19 protein-coding genes are annotated in these 22,016 nt (G+C 51.9%); 10 read left to right on the top strand and 9 right to left on the bottom strand.

The genetic code is table 11. The annotated features are described in order from the left end of the window. Positions 1 to 80 precede the first annotated feature (80 nt). Positions 81 to 629 (top strand): hypothetical protein, encoded by a 549-nt coding sequence (locus J1781_RS22360; RefSeq protein WP_217138642.1) that lies wholly within the window; start codon positions 81 to 83, stop codon positions 627 to 629. A 160-nt stretch (positions 630 to 789) separates the two neighbouring features. Further along, entirely contained in the window at positions 790 to 1,725 is a 936-nt protein-coding gene (gene tus, locus J1781_RS22355; RefSeq protein WP_217234219.1) for a DNA replication terminus site-binding protein, read from the top strand. A gap of 63 nt (positions 1,726 to 1,788) precedes the next feature. On the opposite strand, the gene fumC is transcribed toward tus, so the two are convergent. Next, positions 1,789 to 3,186 carry a class II fumarate hydratase gene (gene fumC / locus J1781_RS22350; RefSeq protein ID WP_129951282.1) on the bottom strand — a complete coding sequence of 466 codons (1,398 nt, stop codon included), beginning with the start codon at positions 3,184 to 3,186 and terminating at the stop codon, positions 1,789 to 1,791. A 246-nt stretch (positions 3,187 to 3,432) separates the two neighbouring features. Between fumC and manA the strand changes: the two genes are divergently transcribed. The 4 genes from manA (at position 3,433) to fetB (ending at position 7,786) form a co-directional block, all read left to right on the top strand. Then, on the top strand, positions 3,433 to 4,614 hold the full coding sequence (manA, locus tag J1781_RS22345; protein ID WP_129951283.1) for a mannose-6-phosphate isomerase: 1,182 nt from the start codon (positions 3,433 to 3,435) through the stop codon (positions 4,612 to 4,614). A 134-nt stretch (positions 4,615 to 4,748) separates the two neighbouring features. Then, positions 4,749 to 6,290: a YdgA family protein gene (locus J1781_RS22340; protein ID WP_217234218.1), complete on the top strand. Its 1,542-nt coding sequence runs from the start codon at positions 4,749 to 4,751 to the stop codon at positions 6,288 to 6,290. A 64-nt stretch (positions 6,291 to 6,354) separates the two neighbouring features. Beyond that, positions 6,355 to 7,026 (top strand): iron efflux ABC transporter ATP-binding subunit FetA, encoded by a 672-nt coding sequence (gene fetA / locus J1781_RS22335; RefSeq protein ID WP_129951285.1) that lies wholly within the window; start codon positions 6,355 to 6,357, stop codon positions 7,024 to 7,026. Continuing rightward, positions 7,013 to 7,786, top strand: a complete 774-nt coding sequence (fetB, locus tag J1781_RS22330) for an iron efflux ABC transporter permease subunit FetB (protein ID WP_217219335.1) — start codon at positions 7,013 to 7,015, stop codon at positions 7,784 to 7,786. The genes fetA and fetB overlap by 14 nt, the downstream gene beginning before the upstream one ends. A 48-nt stretch (positions 7,787 to 7,834) precedes the next feature. Here the strand turns inward: fetB and J1781_RS22325 are convergent, their stop codons facing one another. Continuing rightward, the gene (locus J1781_RS22325; RefSeq protein WP_129951287.1) at positions 7,835 to 8,530 is read right to left on the bottom strand and encodes a GntR family transcriptional regulator; all 696 of its coding nucleotides are present in this window, start codon (positions 8,528 to 8,530) and stop codon (positions 7,835 to 7,837) included. Between the two features lie 264 nt (positions 8,531 to 8,794). Here J1781_RS22325 and J1781_RS22320 point away from each other — a divergent pair, with 264 nt between their 5' ends. Beyond that, complete coding sequence (locus J1781_RS22320) at positions 8,795 to 9,403, top strand: hypothetical protein (protein ID WP_129990717.1); 609 nt, start codon at positions 8,795 to 8,797, stop codon at positions 9,401 to 9,403. Between the two features lie 186 nt (positions 9,404 to 9,589). Here J1781_RS22320 and J1781_RS22315 read toward each other — a convergent pair whose 3' ends face one another. The 7 genes from J1781_RS22315 to J1781_RS22285 all read right to left on the bottom strand — a co-directional run bounded on the left by J1781_RS22315 (position 9,590) and on the right by J1781_RS22285 (position 18,521). After that, positions 9,590 to 10,261 carry an oligogalacturonate-specific porin KdgM family protein gene (locus J1781_RS22315; RefSeq protein ID WP_129951289.1) on the bottom strand — a complete coding sequence of 224 codons (672 nt, stop codon included), beginning with the start codon at positions 10,259 to 10,261 and terminating at the stop codon, positions 9,590 to 9,592. Between the two features lie 368 nt (positions 10,262 to 10,629). Next, on the bottom strand, positions 10,630 to 11,418 hold the full coding sequence (gene xdhC / locus J1781_RS22310; protein ID WP_129951290.1) for a xanthine dehydrogenase accessory protein XdhC: 789 nt from the start codon (positions 11,416 to 11,418) through the stop codon (positions 10,630 to 10,632). An 11-nt stretch (positions 11,419 to 11,429) separates the two neighbouring features. Beyond that, the gene (gene xdhB, locus J1781_RS22305) at positions 11,430 to 13,829 is read right to left on the bottom strand and encodes a xanthine dehydrogenase molybdopterin binding subunit (RefSeq protein WP_217234217.1); all 2,400 of its coding nucleotides are present in this window, start codon (positions 13,827 to 13,829) and stop codon (positions 11,430 to 11,432) included. Beyond that, positions 13,822 to 15,225 carry a xanthine dehydrogenase small subunit gene (gene xdhA, locus J1781_RS22300; protein ID WP_217234216.1) on the bottom strand — a complete coding sequence of 468 codons (1,404 nt, stop codon included), beginning with the start codon at positions 15,223 to 15,225 and terminating at the stop codon, positions 13,822 to 13,824. The genes xdhB and xdhA overlap by 8 nt, the downstream gene beginning before the upstream one ends. Further along, positions 15,222 to 15,860 carry a TetR family transcriptional regulator C-terminal domain-containing protein gene (locus J1781_RS22295; protein ID WP_129951293.1) on the bottom strand — a complete coding sequence of 213 codons (639 nt, stop codon included), beginning with the start codon at positions 15,858 to 15,860 and terminating at the stop codon, positions 15,222 to 15,224. Before J1781_RS22295 ends, xdhA begins: the two co-directional genes overlap by 4 nt. Then, positions 15,857 to 17,209 carry a guanine deaminase gene (gene guaD, locus J1781_RS22290; RefSeq protein ID WP_129951294.1) on the bottom strand — a complete coding sequence of 451 codons (1,353 nt, stop codon included), beginning with the start codon at positions 17,207 to 17,209 and terminating at the stop codon, positions 15,857 to 15,859. The genes J1781_RS22295 and guaD overlap by 4 nt, the downstream gene beginning before the upstream one ends. Positions 17,210 to 17,348: 139 nt before the next feature. Next, positions 17,349 to 18,521 (bottom strand): ROK family transcriptional regulator, encoded by a 1,173-nt coding sequence (locus tag J1781_RS22285; RefSeq protein ID WP_205951560.1) that lies wholly within the window; start codon positions 18,519 to 18,521, stop codon positions 17,349 to 17,351. A 419-nt stretch (positions 18,522 to 18,940) separates the two neighbouring features. Here J1781_RS22285 and J1781_RS22280 point away from each other — a divergent pair, with 419 nt between their 5' ends. From J1781_RS22280 to J1781_RS22270, 3 genes are all read left to right on the top strand, one after another. Beyond that, on the top strand, positions 18,941 to 20,191 hold the full coding sequence (locus tag J1781_RS22280; protein ID WP_217234215.1) for an extracellular solute-binding protein: 1,251 nt from the start codon (positions 18,941 to 18,943) through the stop codon (positions 20,189 to 20,191). A 63-nt stretch (positions 20,192 to 20,254) separates the two neighbouring features. Further along, on the top strand, positions 20,255 to 21,157 hold the full coding sequence (locus J1781_RS22275) for a carbohydrate ABC transporter permease (RefSeq protein WP_129951297.1): 903 nt from the start codon (positions 20,255 to 20,257) through the stop codon (positions 21,155 to 21,157). After that, positions 21,154 to 21,993, top strand: coding sequence for a carbohydrate ABC transporter permease (locus tag J1781_RS22270; protein ID WP_129951298.1), 840 nt, complete (start codon positions 21,154 to 21,156; stop codon positions 21,991 to 21,993). Before J1781_RS22275 ends, J1781_RS22270 begins: the two co-directional genes overlap by 4 nt. The last annotated feature ends 23 nt before the right edge of the window (positions 21,994 to 22,016 follow it).

Raw genomic sequence — 22,016 nt, 5'->3', positions numbered from 1 at the left:
TTCTAGCGAGATTGATTTTTGTCATCATCTTTTTTTCGTATAACCATTATATTGCGCTTCTTTAAAACAAGGATGGAACCATGTTTAGTCGTTTAGGCCGTTTATTTAGCGCATCAACACCTCCGCAAGGTAAGAACGCGGAAAGTAATAATACTTTTCCGCCATCCTTTATTTCCTTAGGAAATTCTTGCACTTACCGCTACGATTCGCGCGGTCCGGAAATAATAAAAGTCCAGGGCTTTGTCGGGACAATAAGCCGGGATAACACGGAGTTTAGAGTATTTGGTGATAATACTATTTTTGCCTCCAGAACCAAAAAAGGTGCGAAGGCTTTCCTCAAAACGAGAACTTTCACGGGACAAAAAAACTTCCAGTATCTCTATCAGATCAACATATTAGGTAGACGCAGTTTTTCATTTGTTGAAAATTACAACCGTGATAAAAACGCGCTCGTTGAGGCAATATTGAGTTCTTTACCGGCGGAATTACTGGCAGGAATGTCAGTCGATGAGGCCCGATCGCTGGCGCATAACGCGCTTATCCGCGATTTTAACAGCGTTGATGAAATCCAAATTGAAGGGCCCATTCAAGGCCAGAGAATAAGTCATATCGCCACCACTTTGGTGTGATTTTTGAAATTTCCCGGACGGTTCCTCATTGAAAGCCGCAAGCACTGAGTTTCTGTCTGGGTAAACTGTTTTTATGCGATGTTTATGATTTCCGCAAAGTTCATGTGTGCACATTGAATAATCATGCCTATACTGTATGTTGTAACTAACTGGAGGATTTATGGCAGATTATGATTTAATTGCCCGGATGAACGGTTGTTTTAACGAGCTGGAAATCGCATTGCATGATCTGGGGAATTTTCTGGGGAAACTGGAATTATTACAGGCCCGGGTTTTTGCGCTGCCGGAAGTCGTGAAAGGCGAAGAACATAATCCGGCGGACAAAATTACGGTCACGCCTCATACCGGTGAAGATGCACAGCAACTGGCATTACAACATTTTAAGCGGCTGTTTATTCATCATAATAACGAGAATATCAGCAGTAAATCCGCCGTCCGTTTACCGGGTGTATTGTGCTATGCCGTAGACACGGCTGAGCATCAGTCAGCCCTGCTGCTGATTGAAGAAGTGAATAAGCTTAAAGCTGAACTGGAACACATCGTGACCATCGAATCCGGTCTCGCCCGTGAACAGCGGTTTGAGTTTGTGCATACCCACCTTCGCGGCCTGATTACGCTGAACGCTTATCGTTCGGTGACTTATCTCAATGATCCGGATTCGGTGCGCTTTGGTTGGGCGAATAAGCACATCATAAAAAATGTAACCCGCGAAGAAGTCCTGGCCCAGTTGGAAAAAAGCCTGAATGCCGGACGCGCAGTCTCTCCTTATACACGGGAACAATGGATGGAGAATATTAACCGAGAGATGATAGACGTGAAGCGCCTGCCCGAACATGCCGCGCTCAAATTTAAACGTCCGGTGAAAGTGCAGCCCATCGCCCGTGTGTGGTATCGCAACAACCAGAAACAGGTGCAACACCCCTGCCCGCTGCCACTGATTGCATTGTGCCTGCGTTCGCCGATGATGCAGGTGCCCAAGTTAGGGGAATTGCATGACTACGATGTATCTTCCGTTAAGCATAAATATAAGCCGCAGTCGCAACCTCTGCACCTGCTGATCAAACGTCTGCATTTATATACGGATTTTCCGTTGTAAGCCGCCCGGAACGTAAAAAGGTCCGGTTTCCCGGACCTCATTTCCTTATTAAAAAGCGGTCTCCTAGACTTTCATGCTGCCGACCATGGCTTCAGGACGTACCCACTCGTCAAACTGTTCTTCGGTAAGATAACCGAGTTTTAATGCTGAGGCTTTGAGGGTCAGCCCCTCTTTATGGGCTTTCTTGGCGATTTCAGCCGCCTTGTCATAGCCGATATGTGTATTCAGCGCAGTAACCAGCATCAGTGATTCATTCAGCAACTGAGTAATGCGGTCACGGTTAGGCTCGATGCCAGCTGCACAGTGTTCGTTAAAGCCGCTCATGCCATCTGCCAGCAAACGGACAGATTGGAGGAAGTTATGAATAACCAGCGGGCGAAATACGTTCAGCTCAAAGTTACCGGATGCGCCACCAATATTGACGGCGACATCATTTCCCAGCACCTGTGCGCACAACATGGTCATGGCTTCACACTGTGTCGGATTCACTTTGCCCGGCATGATTGAACTGCCCGGTTCATTTTCCGGGATCGCGATTTCACCAATCCCGCAGCGCGGGCCGGATGATAACCAGCGCACGTCGTTGGCAATTTTCATCAGCGAAGCGGCCAGCCCTTTCAGCGCACCGTGGCCATGAACCAGTGCATCGCAGGTCGCCAGTGCTTCAAATTTATTCGGGGACGTCACGAAGGGTTGTTGAGTCAGTTCTGCCAGCGCTTTTGCCACCCGCACGGCGTATTCGGGGTGGGTATTCAGGCCAGTACCGACGGCGGTTCCGCCCAGCGCCAGTTCAGCAATATGCGGTATGCTGTTTTCAATGTGCGTCAGGCTGTGTCCCAGCATAGCTACCCAGCCTGAAATTTCCTGGCCCAGTGTCAGCGGGGTGGCGTCCTGCAAATGCGTACGACCAATTTTCACAATATCACGATAGGCCGTCGCTTTATCAGACAGTGTCTTATGCAGCACTTTCAATTGCGGGATCAGGGTTTCGCGCAGTTCAATCACCGCCGCCACGTGCATAGCTGTCGGAAAAACATCGTTGGAGCTTTGGCTCTTATTCACATCATCGTTCGGATGAACTTTACGTTCTTCCCCGCGCACACCACCGAGAATTTCACTTGCCCGGTTAGCCAGTACTTCATTCATATTCATATTGGTCTGGGTGCCTGAACCCGTCTGCCAGATGGACAGCGGGAATTCGGCAGAATGCTTGTCCGCAAGCACTTCATCAGCGGCGGCAATAATGGCCTTTGCCCGCTCAGCAGGCAGTAATCCGAGGTCCATATTGACGCTGGCTGCCGCACGTTTCGTCAGTGCCAGCGCGTGAATCAGCGCCGCAGGCATTTTTTCAGAGGAAATACGAAAGTGTTCGAGGGAACGTTGCGTCTGTGCGCCCCAAAGTTTATCTGCCGGAACATCAATTGGCCCCATTGAGTCTTTTTCAATGCGAGTAGATGCCATTACTGTCTCCTTAGATATTTATTACGATGAAAAATCAGTTTTTCCGCAGGTTTTTGTTTGCCGCACGCGCTCCCACGCTTCCGTTGGCGGCCTGTTGATTATAGTGACATATAAGGCAGGCGTATAATTCGATTCGATCTCCAATCTGAAAATACATGCCAGCCGCACTTTTTGGGCCTTCGCAGTTGTAAAGCCCCCGTCGTCATTGTTTACTAGGCAGCAATATTTTCTATTCAGGATGAAGCAATGCAAAAGATGCATAACGGTGTGCAAAATTACGCCTGGGGCAGCAAAGACGCGCTGACCAAACTCTATGGAATTAAAGACTCAGAAGGCCGTCCGATGGCTGAACTGTGGATGGGGGCGCATCCGAAAAGTAGCTCTCAGGTTGAGAATTCCCGCGGTGAGTCTGTCTCCCTGCGCGAACAAATCACCGCCGATCTGACTGCCCAGTTGGGCGCAAAAGTGGCCAGGCGCTTTGGCGAATTACCTTTCCTGTTTAAAGTGCTTTGCGCTGATCAGCCTCTGTCGATTCAGGTTCACCCGAGCAAGAGTGCAGCCGAAATAGGTTACGCCAAAGAAAATGCGGCGGGTATTCCGCTGGATGCGGCCGAACGTAATTACAAAGATCCGAACCACAAACCTGAACTGGTCTATGCCCTTACGCCTTTCCAGGCCATGAACGGTTTCCGCGAGTTACGCGAAATGGTTTCACTCCTGCAACCCGTCGCCGGTGCGCATCCCTTAATTGCGACTTTCCTGACGTCTCCGGATGTGGATCACCTGCGCACCTTGTTCGCAGGTCTGCTGAGTCTGGAGGGTGAAGATAAATCCCGGGCACTGGACGTGCTGAAATCGGTTCTGGATGAGCAACACGGTGAGCCGTGGGATACCATCCGCAGCATTTCTGAATTTTATCCTGATGACAGCGGCCTGTTCTCCCCTCTGCTGCTCAACGTGATCACCCTGCAACCGGGGGAAGGCATGTTCCTGTATGCCGAAACGCCGCATGCTTATCTGAAAGGGGTCTCGCTGGAAGTGATGGCAAACTCAGATAATGTTCTGCGTGCCGGCCTGACGCCGAAATACATTGATATTCCTGAGCTGCTGGCGAACCTGAAATTCAACGCTAAACCCGCGTCGGAATTGCTGACCACGCCGGTTGTCAAGGGGGCGGAACTCAACTTCCCGATCCCGGTCGAAGATTTCGCGTTTTCGATCCATAGCCTGGCGGCTGAACCACAAACACTGGAGCAGGACAGCGCCGCGATCATCTTTTGTATTGAAGGTCAGAGTGTTCTGTTAAAGAACAATCAAACTCTGGTGCTCAATCCGGGTGAGTCGTGTTTCCTGTCAGCCACAGAGTCACCGGTAACTGTCAGCGGTAACGGCCGCATAGCACGTGTGTTCAATACACTCGCTAAATGAACAGTAGATCAAACAAAATGGGGCTAACCGCCCCATTTTGGTGATTTATTTGCTGATTCAGCTACACTCTGTAGACTAATAACGCCGTAAGGCGTTTTTTATTTTCGGGATATTTCATAAGGATAAACAGAGATATGAAGAAGTCGTTAGTCGCTGTAAGCGTCATTGTAGTCCTTGGCGCGGCCTGGACAGGCGTCTCGTGGTATACAGGCAAACTGATCGAACAACATATGGATGAACAGATTGCGGCGGCCAACGGCCAGTTGCAAAGTGCTTATCCGAAAGCCGGGCTGAAAGTCAGCTATCAGGATTACCAGCGCGGTCTGTTCAGCAGCAAGATGCGTATTGTGCTGCAACCGGATCCTGCTGCCGCAACTGCGGGCACCAGCGTACTGAAAACCGGTGACGAAATTGCCTTTATCGAAACTATCGATCATGGCCCTTTCCCTGCCGCTCAGCTGAAAAAATTCAACCTGATCCCAAGCATGGCTTCCGTTCATTCAGAGCTGCAAAACACGCCAACGGTGAAAGGCCTGTTTGATGTGACTAAAGGCAAGTCTCTGGTCATGATTGACACCCGTATTTCCTACAGCGGTGCGAGTTCTTCGGCGGCTGACATCATTCCGGTAACCTATCAGAAAGATGAAAGCCAGCTGGCCTTCTCCGGTGGCAAAATTAATGTTGATGTGGACAAAGATCTTACGGCCATGAAACTGGACGCCAGCACCGACAGCGTCGCCCTGACCTCTAAAAATCAGTGGGGTCAGCTTGAAAAAGTGACCCTGGCCGGTTTCAGCATGGACAGTGATACGAAACAAGGTAAGTTCCAGGTCGGTGTAGGTGATCAGAATCTGACCGTGAAACACATCCTGGTGAATGTTGACGGCAAAGATGCGGGTTCACTCGACAATTTCAAACTGGTGAGCAAATTCTCTGAAAACGGCAATAACATCGCCGGCCAGCAGGATTACACCATCGATGCACTGAAAATTCAGGGGGCTGATTTCGGTTCAGCCAAACTGACACTGAAATTGGACAAGCTGGATGGCGCTGCGATGAAACAATTCGCAGACAACTACAATCAGCAATCCCGCGCACTTCTGATGCAACAGGGCCAGATTGATCCGGCTGTTTATCAGCAACAGGCCGCCGATTTACTGCTGGCTAACCTGCCTCTGCTGCTCAAAGGTAATCCGAGCATCAGCATTGCACCGCTGAGCTGGAAAAACAGCAAAGGCGAAAGCAGCTTCAACCTGCAACTGGATCTGAAAGATCCGGCCGCAACCCCGGCACCCGCTCAGGATCAGATGTTATCTCAGATGGTGAATAAGGTAGATGCTAAACTGACAATTCCTCTGCCGATGGCGACGCAGGTGACCACACAGGTGGCTCAGCTGGAAGGTTACAATGCAGACGACGCCGCTAAACTGGCGCAACAGCAGGTGCAGGGTCTGGCCGCGATGGGTCAGATGTTCAAACTGACCACGGTGAAAGATGACACAATTTCCAGCACCTTCCATTACGCTGACAATCAGGTTGACCTGAATGGCCAGAAAATGACGTTGCAGGAATTCGCGGGTCTGTTCGGGATCCTGGGCGGGCCGGCAGCGCCAGCACCAACCCCTGAACAGGAAGCACCGGTAGCCCCGACGCCAGCGCCGGTACCGGCTCAGTAATCCTCTTTACTCCTCCCCGGCTAAGGGGAGGAGTAAAACCTCCTTACCTAAGGATTTTTCAGGCGTGACCACTCCTACCGATCTCCTTCGTCTGCAAGACGTTTCTTTTACGCTTAACCATATACCGCTGCTCGAACCTGTTTCCCTCACCCTGAATCCGGGGGAATTTACCTTACTGACCGGTCCTTCGGGGAGCGGGAAAAGTACGTTGCTGAAGATTATTGCCTCATTGCAAAATCCGACCGGCGGAGAACTTTATTTCAAAGGCGAAAACGTTACGCAGATTAAACCTGAAATGTATCGCCAGCGCGTATCCTACTGCTTCCAGACGCCGTCGCTGTTTGGCGAAACGGTTTACGATAACCTCGCCCTGCCTTATCAGATCCGCAATAAAAAGCCGGATGACACTCAGCTTCGCAGCTGGCTGCAACGGGTCAACTTATCCGCAGATATGCTGACCAAACGCACGCAGGAACTTTCGGGGGGTGAAAAGCAACGAGTCGCGTTGCTGCGCAATCTGCAATTTATGCCGGATATATTATTGCTTGATGAAATCACCAGCGCGCTGGATGAAGAGAATAAAATCAATATCAACGACATTATTGCCGGGCTGGTTGAGAAAGAGCAGATCGCCGTATTGTGGGTAAGCCATGATCTCAACGAAATCCGCCACGCCAAAAACGTCATTACCCTGTCCCGTCATTTACCAGGAAGCGCGGCGCATGAATCAGCATAATATTACCAACCAGTCTCTGGCTCTCGCGCTGATCCTGGTTGTCGTCGCCCTGCTCGTCAGCAAGAAAGAAAAACTCGGGCTGGAAAAAGACATTATCTGGAGTGTCGCCCGCGCTATCGTACAGCTGATCATCGTCGGCTACGTGTTAAAATACATTTTTGATATTAATAACAGCCTGTTAACCGTACTGATGGTGCTGTTTATCTGCGTAAATGCGGCCCTGAATGCCAAAAAACGCAGCCGCAATATTGATAACGGATTCATCATTTCGTTTATCGCCATTACAACAGGTACCGCGCTGACATTAACGATTCTGATCCTGAGCGGTTCGATTGAATTCCTGCCTATGCAGGTGATTCCGATTTCGGGGATGATTGCCGGAAATGCTATGGTGGCAGTCGGGCTGTGTTACAGCAACCTTAACCAGCGTTTTCTCGATAATCAGCAAAAAATCCTCGAGATGCTCAGCCTCGGTGCACCGGTAAAAATGGCTTCCGGCCGGATTATTCGCGACAGCATTCGTGCCGCCATGATCCCGACCGTGGATGCGGCAAAAACCGTCGGAATAGTCAGCCTGCCGGGCATGATGTCAGGGCTGATTTTTGCGGGTATCGACCCGGTGAAAGCCATTAAATATCAGATTATGGTGACGTTTATGCTGCTGGCGACCGCGAGTTTATCAACGATCATTGCCGGCTATCTTGCCTACAAACGTTTCTACAATAACCGTGCGCAGCTACGCGATTTGATATCATCGTAACCTGTGCCGCTGCCCGCTGAAAAAACGGCGGGCAGACTTTTTCAGGCTTTATAAATCAGACAGCACCTGACGCAGATTGACCTCTCCGGCGGCCTCGTCACTCAGATCCAACACCCCTTCCAGATCATCCAGATGCTCCTGCATAATGACTGCCGCCTGCGCATTATCACCTGCTTCGAGCGCATCAATAATCGCATGATGTTCATCACACTGACACGACGGCACTTCATTACGCTGATACAGCGCGACGATCAGCGAGCTGCGCACCATCAGATTGGACAAAATTTCACTCAGCACATCGTTGCCAGACACTTCCCCGAGCATGAGATGAAATTCACTCAGCTCACGCACAATGGCGCGCCGGTCTTCGGATTGCACAGCTTCGCGTTCGCCGCGTAAATGGCTGTTGATGCGGTGACGGTGGCGGCGGATCACTTCCGGGCCAATGCATTCAACAATCGCCCGTTCGATAGCACGACGGGCGATAAATACTTCACGCGCTTCTTTTGCGGTCGGCTGCGACACCATGGCACCACGGTTAGGTTCAATGGTCACAATGCGTTGCATCGCCAGACGCTGTAACGCCACCTGAACGTGGTTACGGTTAGCGCCGAGCGCGTCAACAAGCTGTGATTCCACCAGACGGGTGCCGGGACGCAGACGTTGCTGCGCGATGGCTTTAGACAGAACATCGACAATGCGCTGAACTTCCAGCTGCTTGGCGGTTGTAGTTGGATTACTCATGGATTGCTAAATGGCCTCTCTCTGGCTGTTTCCGTGCAACCTACCACCCTCTGCCCACGTTCGTCATTAGTAAATGACGTTCAGTTCTAAATCATGTAACAAATCTCAACAAATAGCACATAACATTCATTGCAATTATCATTCCCGCACACATTCACAATCTCCCTGTTATGGGCTTGCGTATCCTTAAAAACTCTCACACTACACAGACAAATGTTCAGAACCGGTAAGTACGTACGTCAACCTGGTGAACACAGGACGATAATGAAACACATACTTTTGAAACACTTAATCAATTTTATCTTATTAGCACTGGGAGCCGTTTGTACCGCGCTGGTGATCTGGCTGGACGTGGCCGTCTTTAACGACGGGGTGCAGGAAATTTCCGCCACTGAATTCCTGCAGGAAGTGATCCTTCTGACCATCAGTGCATTGTTTTTCTTACAGGCCAAAAAACATCCGGCATTGCGCGCGGGCATGATCCTGATTGGCGGATTTTTCAGTTGCATGCTGATCCGTGAGCTGGATGCGCTCTTTGATCTTATTCACTATGGATCATGGGTGTATTTTGCCAGCCTGTTCGCCGTCTATTGTATCGCCTGGGCCTGCATCTCACCCAAAACCAGCCTGCGCGGATTGTCGGCTTTTCTGGCTCATCCGGCCTGTCACTATATGGTTTGTGGTCTGGTACTGATCCTGGTGTTCTCGCGGGTGTTTGGAATGAACATCATCTGGAGAGCGGTAATGCAGGGCGAATATGTGCGGACAGTGAAAAATATTGTCGAAGAAGGCACTGAACTGATGGGTTATCTGTTGTGTCTGGGTTCTGCCCTGGCCTTCCGGCAGCGCAGTGAGCCCCTGAAAACCCTGTAAAATCCGGCCTGCTGCAAGTGGGTGCAGCAGGCTTTTTTCCAGGCTGATGAAAGACAGATAATGAGGGTGATATGTATTACTGATGCAGTATTGAGTGGCCAGCGTTGAACAATGAGCGCTGCTTTTTTCGAATATCTCAGCGCTTTCGCAAGGTTTATTTAAACAATACTAATGCAGACCTCATAATTAAAACGTATAGCCCAGGCCTACACGAAAACGACTTTGCCGTTCATCACTGTTACTGCGAACTGAAACATTACCCACTTCTACAAAAGGTGACCATGCACCGATAATATAAGCGGTTCTGAAATTGTATTCATAGTTGTACTTGCTGTTATTATAAAGGTCATATTTATCGGCTTTTTTATAAATACCTTCAAGCGTCCAGTCAAAGTTATTCCATTTATATCCCGCCCAGACATCCATACGATTTACCGTATCGTCTTCACGGGAGTCGGAAGAGCGCCGCGTGTACTCAAACCGATAACGTGCACCCAGCCACCATGCATCATTAATCGTCCAGGTCGTACGTAAATAGGGTTTGTAGGTGGAATAGCCACTGCCAGTTTCCAGTACGAATCCTGGCTGCCAGGCAACAGGCCCCTTGCTGAACTGGTAATTAACGGTATATTCGTTGCCCTGCACTTCAAGATCGTTAAACGCTTTGTTAGTGTCATCTCCACCGGATTTTGAAATGGCTTCAACAGCAAAACCAAAACCATTACTAAACCGGTTAGAGATATAGACACGATCATAGTTGGCTTTACTGTCATCAAGATATTCATGACGTACATCCATATAGACTGCATGCGCATTGGTAACAGCCAGAGAGAATGAGAGTAAAAGGTATTTTTTCATGTTAAACCCGTTTTTAAATAATTAACTGCAAAAGGAATCAAAGGCTGAACATGAATTTATTCTTAATGAAATGGCGTTTCAATATTTTAAAATTGTTTTTTGATAAAGTTGAATATTCATCACATGTATTAAATTAAGCGGGGTTTTAGAAATAAACTCAGGCAGTTATAAATATATTTAAAATGTGAAATATGAAAGGGGGTTCTTCATCTGGCTGCCAATTAATGATTTTTTTTGTCATTATAATCAAGGCAATTAAATAACAATGACAGGCATGAACAGATAGCCGCAATGCGTAGTTCTGAAACACAATCCCCGGATCTCGCTTTTCTGGTGTCTGGTCCGGCAGAGACGGAAACTTCACCCACTCATTTGCCAGCCTGACAATGTGCGCTATATGCCGCGATAAACTCTCCGGCAATCGCCACGGCAATTTCGGCCGGGAGTTTGCCGCGTACATCAGGCAACCCCACCGGGCAACGCATTCTCGACAGTTGTTGGTCAGAAATCCCTTTACCGGTTAAGCGGTAATCAAAGCGTTTACGCTTGGTCTGTGAACCAATCAGCCCGAAATAGCGAAAATCCCCCCGTTTCAGAATGCGTTCGCTCAGGGCGAAATCCAGTTGGTGATCGTGCGTGAGCACCAGAAAATAACTGTCAGCGGGCATCTGCGCCACCGTACCCTGCGGTTCGTCGTCCACGATGCAGGTAATTTGCGGGTCCACCTGTGGCGGAAACTCACTGGCGCGCGCATCCACCCAGGTAATACGGCAAGGTAACGTGCTGAGGATATTCACCAGTGCGCGCCCGACGTGGCCTGCACCGTAAACCACCACATGCGGTTGCCGTTGCCCGAGCGGTTCGAGTAACACAGAAGCCATACCTCCGCAGCATTGTCCGAGACGTGCTCCTAATGAAAATCGCTCAAAGCGACTGGTACTGGCGCCCTGTTGCAGCATTTCACGGGCAATGGCCGTGACCTGAAACTCAAGGTTACCACCCCCCAGCGTATAAAATTGCCGGCTGGCGGTGATCAGCATTTTACTTCCGGCATCACGCGGCGTGGAGCCCTGATTCTCTACCAGGGTCGCCACCACACACGGTTCCCCGCGACTTTGCAGATCATGTAAACAGGTTACCCAGTCATCAGTACGCATAAGAACCTCCTTCAGCCGGCAACTTTTAGGGTGGTGGTAGCGATATCTGTGACAACGTCACCGTTAAAATGCAAGTGATTCACCGCGTTAAGCACTCTCTCCGGCGTGGCAGGGGCATCAAGCTGGGGATGCACACGGTAATCAGCCAGGCTGGCGACCGCATCTTTAATCGCACACCAGACGGAGATCCCAAGCATAAACGGCGGTTCGCCCACCGCTTTGGAATGGAAAACGGTATCTTCGGGATTCTTGCGGTTCTCTACCAGTTTCACGCGCAGATCCTGCGGAATGTCGCCAATCGCCGGAATTTTGTATGCCGCCGGACCACTGGTCATTAAGCGCCCTTTGTCGTTCCACACCAGTTCTTCCGTGGTCAGCCAGCCCATACCCTGCACAAATCCACCTTCCACCTGACCGATATCAATTGCCGGGTTCAGCGAGTCGCCCACATCATGCAGAATATCAGCCCGCAACAGTTTATATTCACCGGTTAAGGTATCGACCAGCACTTCCGCGCAGGCCGCGCCGTAGGAAAAGTAGTAGAACGGATGTCCGGCGGCTTTGCTGCGATCGTAGAATATCTTCGGTGTTTTGTAATAACCGGTAGCCGACAGCGGCACCTGATTCAGCCAGCACTGTGTCGCGACCTGCTCAAAGCTGAAATACTGATTTTTAACCCGCACCTGACCGTTGCTGAAGATAATGTCAGTGTCCTGCACATCATGGACACGCATCAGCATCTCCACCATGCGCCCTTTAATGATTTCCGCCGCGTTTTGCGCGGCCTTACCGTTGAGATCAGCGCCGGATGAAGCCGCAGTCGGTGAGGTATTAGGCACCTTGCCGGTATCGGTCGCGGTGATCTGAATACGGCTGATATCCACCTGAAATACCTCAGCAACTACCTGCGCGACCTTAGTGTTCAGCCCTTGTCCCATTTCGGTGCCGCCGTGGTTGAGCTGAATACTGCCGTCGGTATACACCAGCACCAGTGCGCCCGCCTGATTGAGAAAACTGGCAGTAAATGAAATACCGAATTTCACCGGCGTCAGCGCCAGGCCTTTTTTCAGATAAGGATTGCTGCGGTTAAATTTAGTGACAGCGTCACGTCTTGCTGTGTATTCCGCACTGTCTTCCAGCTGTTGTGTCATCTCCTGCAGCAGGTTTTGCCCGACAGGCTGGTGATAATGCGTGATGTTGCGGTTTTCCTGACCGTAGTAATTATTTTTACGCACCGTCAGCGGATCCATCCCCAGTTCACGGGCGATGTGATCGACGATATGCTCAATCGCCACAATGCCCTGCGGACCGCCAAATCCGCGATAGGCCGTGTTTGACGCCATATGGGTTCTGCAGCGATAACCGGTGATCAGCGCGTCGCCAAGGTAATACGCGTTATCAGAATGAAACATGGCGCGATCGACAATCGAACCGGAGAGATCCAGCGAATACCCGCAGTTGGCCGCCAGTTTAATGTCGATACCGTGAATAACCCCGTCATCAGTAAAACCCACGTCATAGCTGACATGAAAAGGATGACGCTTGCCGGTGATCAACATATCGTCCTGACGTGACAACCGCATTTTTGCCGGACGTCCGGTAAGATGCGCCACCAGAGCGGCAAGGCAGGCCGCGCCCGCTGCCTGTGTCTCTTTACCTCCAAAACCGCCCCCCATGCGCCGCATATCGACCACGACTTTATGCATCGGTAAATCCAGCACTGAGGCCACCAGTTTTTGCACTTCAGTCGGGTGTTGCGTCGAGCTGTATACCAGCATCGCGCCGTCTTCGCCGGGCATCACTGAGGCGATCTGCGTTTCGAGATAAAAATGCTCCTGACCGCCAATTTCCAGCTCGCCCTGTAAACGGTGCGGCGCACAGGCCAGCGCCATTTCCGCATCGCCACGTTTATGTTGGTGAGGTTCTTCTACGTAATGTGCCTGTGCCAGCGCCTGCTTCACCGTCAGTATGGCCTCACGCTGCTGATACTCCACTTTTGCCAGCGCTACAGCAGCACGGGCGGCCTGGGCAGAAGTTGCGGCGACGACCAGCACGATCTGGCCGACATACTCCACGCAGCCCTGCGCCATCAGCGGATCGCCATGGGTCAGGGGCGCAATATCAAGGTTACCGGGCACATCTGCGGCAGTCATGACCCGCACCACGCCCGGTACGGTGTAGCAAGGTTCGGTATCGATATGTAAAATACTGGCGTGCGCATGCGGGCTGAGGAGCGGTACCAGATGCAACTGATTGGGGAACTCCAGCCGGTCATCAACATAAACGGCTTCACCGCTGACGTGTTTATCCGCGCTTTCGTGTTTCTGACTTTTGCCCACCCCGCTCTGCAACCCGGTGCGGAACAACATTTCCATCTCAACCTGAGAAAGTGATGGTTTGGATTCAGACATAATGAGTTACCCGCATCAGTGTTTCAGGAGAAGTCATTTCAATATGGCAGCGGCGCAGCAGATTTTTCGCCACCTGCATGCGGTATTCGCGGCTGGCACGGAAATCACTGATTGGTGTGAAATCCCGTTCCAGCGCCTGGCAGGCCCGCTCGATGGTTGCCGTCTGCCACGGCTGTCCGAGTAACTGCGCTTCACAGCCACTGGCCCGTTTCGCCACTTCCGCCATGCCACCGAACGCCACACGGGCATGCACCACTACGCCGTTTTGCACGTCAATATGCAACGCCGCGCAGACCGCAGAAATATCGTCTTCCAGCCGTTTCGACACTTTATAAACCCGTAACTGGCCGGCCACCGGCGTGTTGCGGGGAATGCGGATTTGTTCGATAAATTCGCCTGGCTGCAACGCCGTTTTACGGTAACCGAGGAAGAACTGGTCGAGGGGTAATTCCCGTCGTTCAGTGCCACGACGCAGCAGCAATGTCGCCCCCAGCGCCAGCAATACCGGGCCGCCGTCACCGATGGGCGATGCATTGGCAATATTGCCGCCAAACGTGCCCTGATTCCGAATTTGTTGCGAGGCAAACCGCTCAAGCAGTTCGCCAAATTGCGGGTATTCACGCTGTAAAACCCGTTGGCATTCACTGAGCGGTGCCGCCGCGCCAATATGAATAGCCTGACCGGTCAGCGTAATCGCTTTGAGCTCAGGGATATGCGCGAGCGAAATCAGCTTCGGTATCTGCTGATAACGCTGAGTCACTTCCAGCGCCAGATCGGTACCGCCCGCCACCAGACGGGAATCCGGTTGGGCAAGATAACGTTCGGCCAGTTCATCAATACTTACCGGCTGTTCAGTCGCCGAAATCGCCGCGAGTTTATCCAGCGTTTGCCGGGCATCAGCATCAAACTGATCGGGCTGAGGCGATTCGCAGATTGCCTTTGCCGCCGCCATGATGGGCCGGTAACCGGTGCAGCGGCAAAGATTGCCGGAAAGCGTTTCCTGCACACCCTCAACCGTAAAAGCGGGTTTGTTTTTCTCCATCGCAAAAAGCGACATCACGAAACCCGGTGTGCAGAAACCGCATTGCGAGGCGTGATTATCAACCATCGCCTGTTGCACATGATGCAGCGCGCCATGATGTCTGAGATCTTCCACGGTGATCAGTTGCTTGCCATGCAGCGCAGGCATAAATGTCAGGCAGGCGTTAACCGTGCGGTAGACCAGCTGATCGTCCTGCTTTTCTGCCAGCACCACCGTACAGGCACCGCAGTCCCCGGAGGCACAACCTTCTTTGGTTCCACAACGCCCCGCGTCACGCCGCAGATAGTGTAATACTGTCGTGTCGGCTGGCAGATTTTCCGTGTGGATCCTGCCGTTCATCAGAAATTGGATCATGCGCAGTCTCCTTTCTTACAGCCGTTCAGTATCAGCGTCGTAACCTCATCAATAATGTGCTCACGCGCCTGTATATCACCCTGGAAATCACCGTACATATGCTTCACCTGTACGGCAAAGTCGGCGTAATACTGCGTCAGCGCCCATATATGCATGATGAACAGACGGGCATCCAGTGCGCGGATTTTTCCCTGCACAATCCACTGATGGATCAGGTTCTCTTTGCCAAGAATATTCTGCGAAGCCTGAGGCCAGTATTTATGTAAATAATGACCACCACCAAGCACTTCACTGGTAAAAATGCGCGACAGTTCAGGCTGGTCAAACGAGAAATTCAGCTTATTGCGGATATAGCGGCTTAGCACGGCTTCCGGCTCGCTGAGTGACGGGTCGAACTGAATAATGTCGCCCCAGGCTTTCAGCACTTTCTGCAAGAGTTCTTCGTAAAGTTCCTCTTTGCCTGCAATGTAATAGTGCAACTGGGCTTTTTTGATCCCCGCACGCTGCGCGATCGCCTGCGTGGTGGCACCCTGAAAACCTTTTTCGCTGAATTCTGCAATGGCCGCCGCATGGATATTCTCCAGCGTACGCTCACGTGCGAGACGGACTTTGCCGCCGGTATCACTGTTCATCATGCTGAAAGTACCTCCTGCTGAGCATCCCGTACATAAACCGGTTCGCCGTCAACGTAGGTGCAATACACATTGCGGTCATCTCCCAGCGTCATCAGCACAAACAACTTTTCAGCCAGCGTTTCACTGTTGGCGGCACGTAATTTTTGCAACGCACTGACACCCGGTTCGAGCACCACAAAATCCGCTTCTTTACCGGTATTAAAGTTGCCAATTTTATCGTCGAGATGCAGTGCCCGTGCCCCGCCGAGGGTGGCGTGATAGAAGGCTTCGAAGGCAGATAAACGGTAGCGCTGAAGCTGTCCGACTTTGTAAGCTTCCGACAGGGTTTCCAGCATATTGAATGTGGTACCCGCACCGACGTCCGTACCCATGCCGACGCGGATTTGTTTCTGCCAGGATTTCTGTAAGTTAAACAGACCACTGCCCAGAAACAGATTAGACGTCGGGCAAAAAGCAATGGTTGAATCTGTATCGTGCAGGCAATCCCATTCGCTGTCATCCAGATGCAGACAGTGCGCAAACACGCAACGTTCGCCGGTCAGCCCGTACTGGTGGTAAACGTCAAGATAATGCTGATGATCAGGATGCATTTCTTTCACCCATGACAGTTCGGCGACGTTTTCGCTCAGATGGGTATGCATATACACATCGGGGAATTCCTGCTTCAACAGCCGCACTCTTTGCAGCAGTTCCGGTGAAGACGTTGGTGCAAAACGCGGTGTAAGGGCATAGCTCAGGCGCTGGCGGTTATGCCAGCGCGCAATCAGTCCACGCGTATCCCGTTCACTTTCTTCAGGGGTTTCCAGCAGGCCGGCGGGCGCATTTTTATCCATCATCACTTTGCCGGCCACCAGCCGCATATTGATGTCGGACGCTTCTTTAAACAAGGCGTCGACGGATTGCGGATGGACGGTGCCGAACACCAGTGCGGTGGTGGTGCCGTTAAGCAACAACTGGCTGATGAAGAATTTTGACATGCGCCTGGCGTAATCCGCACAGTGATATTGTTGTTCGGTCGGAAAGGTGTAGCGTGTCAGCCATTCAAGCAACTGTTCGCCGTACGCGCCGATCATTTCAGTTTGCGGATAGTGAATATGGGTGTCGATAAAGCCCGGGACGATCAGCTTATCGCGATAGTCATCAATGTCCAGAACGGCAGTTTTGCGTGCCAGCGCCAGCTTGCCTTCACCTTCCTGCCAGCTTCCCAGCCAGACGATGGTGCCGCCGCTGAGCAACATCAGGCCGTCTTCGATATAACGCACCTGCGCTTCACACTCTTCCGGTTGTAATACCGGCTCACGAATATCGAAGAAATTTCCGCGTACGGCGCGGGTGATGATCTGACTCATGGCATTTACCTTATCTGCAACGTTCTCGTTCACAATTGATAACAGAACTTTTGCAAATCTCATGCCAAATCTGACCATCTGGTCAGATTAATGAGTCAGACCAGATGGTCAGAAACCCAGTCAAGGTACCTGAATATCGTTACTTCAAAAGCACTTCATATTGCGGATTGAATTCGTCAAATATCGGCAGCGCCGCGGCACCCAGCGCGGGTGTGTCACTGCCGGACATGCCGAGACGAATGCGCGCACTTTGCGCATAGCGGCTGCGCACTGAATTATACAGCGGTGTCAGGCGCTTAATCAGCTTTTCTACCAGCGGTTTCGGCATGGTTCCGCCGATAATGACGCTCTGCGCGTCAAAAACACATTCCATAATATTGATGGCCTGCAACGCGGGTTCGATGGCGGTATCCAGCCATTTATCAAACACCTTCTCACCGACGTTCAGCAGGTCTTCTGGCATGGCGGTCATCGGATCCAGGCCACAGGCTTCGTAGGCCGCCTGTAACGAAACATAGCGTTCCAGACACCCTTTGTTACCGCAATAGCATTCGCGACCGCCTGGTTGCACCACAATGTGGCCGACTTCGCCCGCATTGTGTGCATGACCGGTGTAAATCCGCCCGTCGGTGAAAATGCCTGCACCCAGTCCGGTACCAATATAGAGATACACAAACGACGATAATTGCTTGGCAATACCGTGAAAACGCTCGCCGATTGCGGCCACTGTCGCATCGTTTTCCAGCGTTACCGGCCAGCCGGTCGCGGCACTTAAACGCGCTTCAATATCAACATCATCCCAGCCATGCAGCGTGGTCGGCCCTTGTGAGGAAATCCCTTCCACACCAAACGGACCCGGCATCACCACGCCCATTCCTAACATTTTTCGCCAGTCAATTTTCACCTGTTGGCGCATTTCTTGCAGCACCTGATCGATAAGAGCCAGCGTGGGCTCTGGCTGCGGTTTCTGCACATGGATCAGTTTGCGAAAACGAACGGTTCCGGTCAGATCCACCAGCACAGTCAGCAGCGACTGATGATCAAGATGGATGCCTATTGAATAGGCGCTGTCAGGATTGAGTGTCAGTGGCGTTGCTGGCTGACCACGCCCTCCCGCGCGGCGCGGCAGGTGGGAAGAGAGAATTCCCGCCTGTTCGAGCTCGGTGGCAATGTTGGAGACGGTTTGGGGAGTGAGCGACGTCAGCCGGGCGATTTCAGCCCGGGTCAGTTCACCGTTAAGGCGAATGGCTTCGATCACTACCCGACGATTGTGAGCACGGGCGTGCTCAAGATTGGTGCCAGAAGTTGTTATCACATCCCTCTCCACGGTGAAGACCTTGCGGGCAGTATGTGGCCAGTGAATACAGCAATCAAATTGATTTTATAAATTACAGAAGATGAATATGACGGTGGCATCACAGCTTTGAATGTTATTGGTATGTTAATAATAATCGCCAGTCACTATTGAGATTTGAATCATCCGTGTAGCACACGTTTTATACCCAAGATAATTCGGGTTGCAGGAAGGCGGCAAGCGAGTGAATCCCGATGAACTGACATAAGTCAGTGATTCGGGTGATGGAGCGCAGCCAACGCATCAGCAGCCCGAAGTATGAAGGGTAAATCCGGCAGGGACGCAGGGACTGGCAGAGTTATGCCTTCCCATTTTTTTTAGCCGATTAAAGCAATCAAATTGATTTAATAAACTTCACCCTGTTTTGGAGAATGACGATGAGCTTACGATTTACCCCTGCGGCCACCCTGTGCGCCCTCTCTGCCCTCACCCTGGGATATTCCGTCAGCGCGCTGGCGGAAACCACGCTCAGTGCCCTGTTTATGACTCAGGCGGCCTACAGTGAAACGGATATCCGCGCAATGACCGCTGATTTCACAAAGCAGCATCCGGATATCAAAGTGAATCTGGAATTTGTGCCGTACGAAGCGCTGCACGATAAAATCGTTGCCGCACGCGGTGCCGGTGATAAAGGCTATGACGTGGTGCTGTTCGATGCGATCTGGCCAGCTGAATTTAACAAATACGGCCTGTTGCAGGATGTCTCGGCGCGCATTCCGGCTGAAGAAAGTAACAAGATCTTTGACGGTGCAATTTCCACCGTGACCTACAAAGACAAACGCTGGGGTATGCCGTGGATCCTCGACACCAAATATCTGTATTACAACAAAGCTATGCTGGCCAAAGCCGGGATCACCACCCCGCCGGCTACCTGGGCTGACGTTGAAAAACAATCTGAAATTCTCAAAGAAAAAGGCATCGTGAAATACCCGCTGGTCTGGAGCTGGTCACAATCCGAGGCACTGCTGTGCGACTACACCACGCTGGTGTCCGCATTCAAAGGGGATTTCTACAAAGACGGCAAGCTGAACTTCACCAATTCCGGCGCAATGAAAGCCATCAATTACATGAAAGAGACGCTGGATAAAGGGCTGACTAACCCGAATTCACGCGAGTATCTGGAAGAAGATGTGCGTAAATCGTTCTCCAACGGCGATGCGGCTTTCGCCCTGAACTGGACCTACATGTACAACATGGCCAATGACCCGAAACAAAGCAAAGTCGCGGGTGACGTGGGCGTCATTCCGGCGCCGGGAGAAACCGCGGGCGGCGCATCCGGCGTTAACGGGTCGATGGGACTGGGCATTGCCAAAGCCAGCGCACATCCGGATCAGGCGTGGGAATACATCAGTTATATGACGTCGCAACCGGTACAGAACAAATACGCCAAACTCAGCCTGCCGATCTGGAAATCCTCTTATGAAGATCCGGCGGTGCAGAAAGATCAGGAGCAGCTGATTGCAGCGGCGAAAACCTCGCTTAATGTCATGCTGTCACGCCCGGTCACCGCCGATTACTCCCGTTTATCCAATATATTGCAGCAAAATATTCAGGCGGTATTGCAGGGTAAAACCCCGGCACAGGACGGTATGGAAGCCGCAACCAAAGCCGCCGATCGTTTACGGTAAGTTTTTCGCCAACACTATGATTAAGCCCGCCGGGTTTCGTCCCGGCGGGCGTGGGAAAACCGAATGCTGACTTTACCCCAACGCGAGAAACGTCAGGCCTGGCTGCTGCTTGCCCCTATGCTGCTGATGATGTTCTTACTGACCGCCTGGCCGCTCGCCCGTACATTCTGGCTCAGCTTTACGGATGCCGGATTAATCGGCGATGGTTCTGCCCCCAACTGGGTCGGCAGCGAGAATTTCATCTATGCACTGACGGATCCGGATTTTCGCGCCGCACTCTGGCGGACGCTCTACTTCACTGTTGTCTCGGTGGTTATTGAAGGCATCATCGGCGTGCTGGTGGCCCTGTTACTGAACCAGCCCTTTTGGGGACGCAGCGCCCTGCGCGTGCTGGTGATTTTACCGTGGGCATTACCGACTATCGTCAACGCCACTATGTGGCGGCTGAACTTTAACCCGGATTATGGCAGCATCAACGCCCTGCTTTCTCAGCTCGGGCTGATTGATGCCTATCGCAGCTGGCTCGGAGACCCGGCTTCGGCGATCAATGCCGTGATGTTTGCAGACATCTGGAAAAACTACCCGCTGATCACTCTGCTGGTGCTGGCGGCATTACAAACCATCCCGGAAGATTTATTCGAAGCCGCCCGGCTCGACGGCGCTTCGGCTTTCCGTCGTTTTCGGAAAATCACCCTGCCGGCGATTGCCGCCCCTCTGGCGGTGGCGCTTGTGCTGCGTACCATCGATGCTTTTAAAATCTTCGATATCATTTATGTCATGACCCGTGGCGGACCGCTCGACAGTACCAAAACCGTCAGCTTCTTTGTTTATCAGGAATCCTTCAGCTATTTGCGTGCCGGCAGCGGTGCCGCGTACGCCATTCTGATGACGCTGATCTGCGCCCTGCTGATCATGATTTACATGGTGATGTTAGTGCGCCAGCGCCGTTCAGGGAGCAGTGAATGAAACAGAAAATCCGGCTCGTTTTACGCTACTTCGCGGCGCTGGTTCTGGCCGTCTCGATCCTTGCCCCGCTGCTGTGGATGTTCCTGATGAGCGTCAGCTCAGCGGAAGATCTGACCCGTATTCCGCTGGAATGGTTGCCCCGTCACTGGGATTTCAGTCGTTATAGCCGTCTGCTGACCTTACAGGCCGGGACGCCCGGCGTACTGTTCCTGCATGCGCTCGGCAACAGTGTGCTGGTCGCCTGTGGCGCCACGCTGGTGTCGTTGTTACTGGCGATACCGGCGGCGTACAGTTTCTCCCGTTATCCTGGCCGCGACGGCTGGCTGTTTGGCAGCCTGGCGATCTACATGGTGCCGCCGGTAGCATTTGTGTTGCCGCTGTATTTCATCCTGCAACAGCTGACACTGCTGAACACCCATGTCGGGCTGATTCTGGTGTATTGCTCAATGATCCTGCCGTTCCTTACCTGGATGTTGAAAAATCAGTTTGACGCGCTGCCGGTGGATATCGAACAGGCATCGCGCCTTGACGGGTTGCGTTACTGGCAGGTGTTGCTGCGTATTACGCTGCCGCTGGCTAAACCGGCGCTGGGTGCCTCGGCCATGTTTGGCTGGCTGCTGGCCTGGGATGAATTTTTCTACGCCCTGCTGTTTACCAATAATATCGATGCCCAGACGTTACCGGTGACCATCGCCGGATTCACCGCCGGGCGCGCCACCGACGACGGTCTGATTGCCGCAGTCGGGATCCTTGCGGCCATTCCGCCGCTCTTTATTGCGCTCTGGCTGCAAAAAACCATGGTCAGCGGGTTAACCGCCGGCGGCAGCAAAGGCTGAATATGAACACCAGGGAATTCTCA

This window comes from Rahnella perminowiae (assembly GCF_019049695.1).
Taxonomy (GTDB): domain Bacteria; phylum Pseudomonadota; class Gammaproteobacteria; order Enterobacterales; family Enterobacteriaceae; genus Rahnella; species Rahnella perminowiae.
This window is presented reverse-complemented; position numbering and strand designations above follow the sequence as displayed.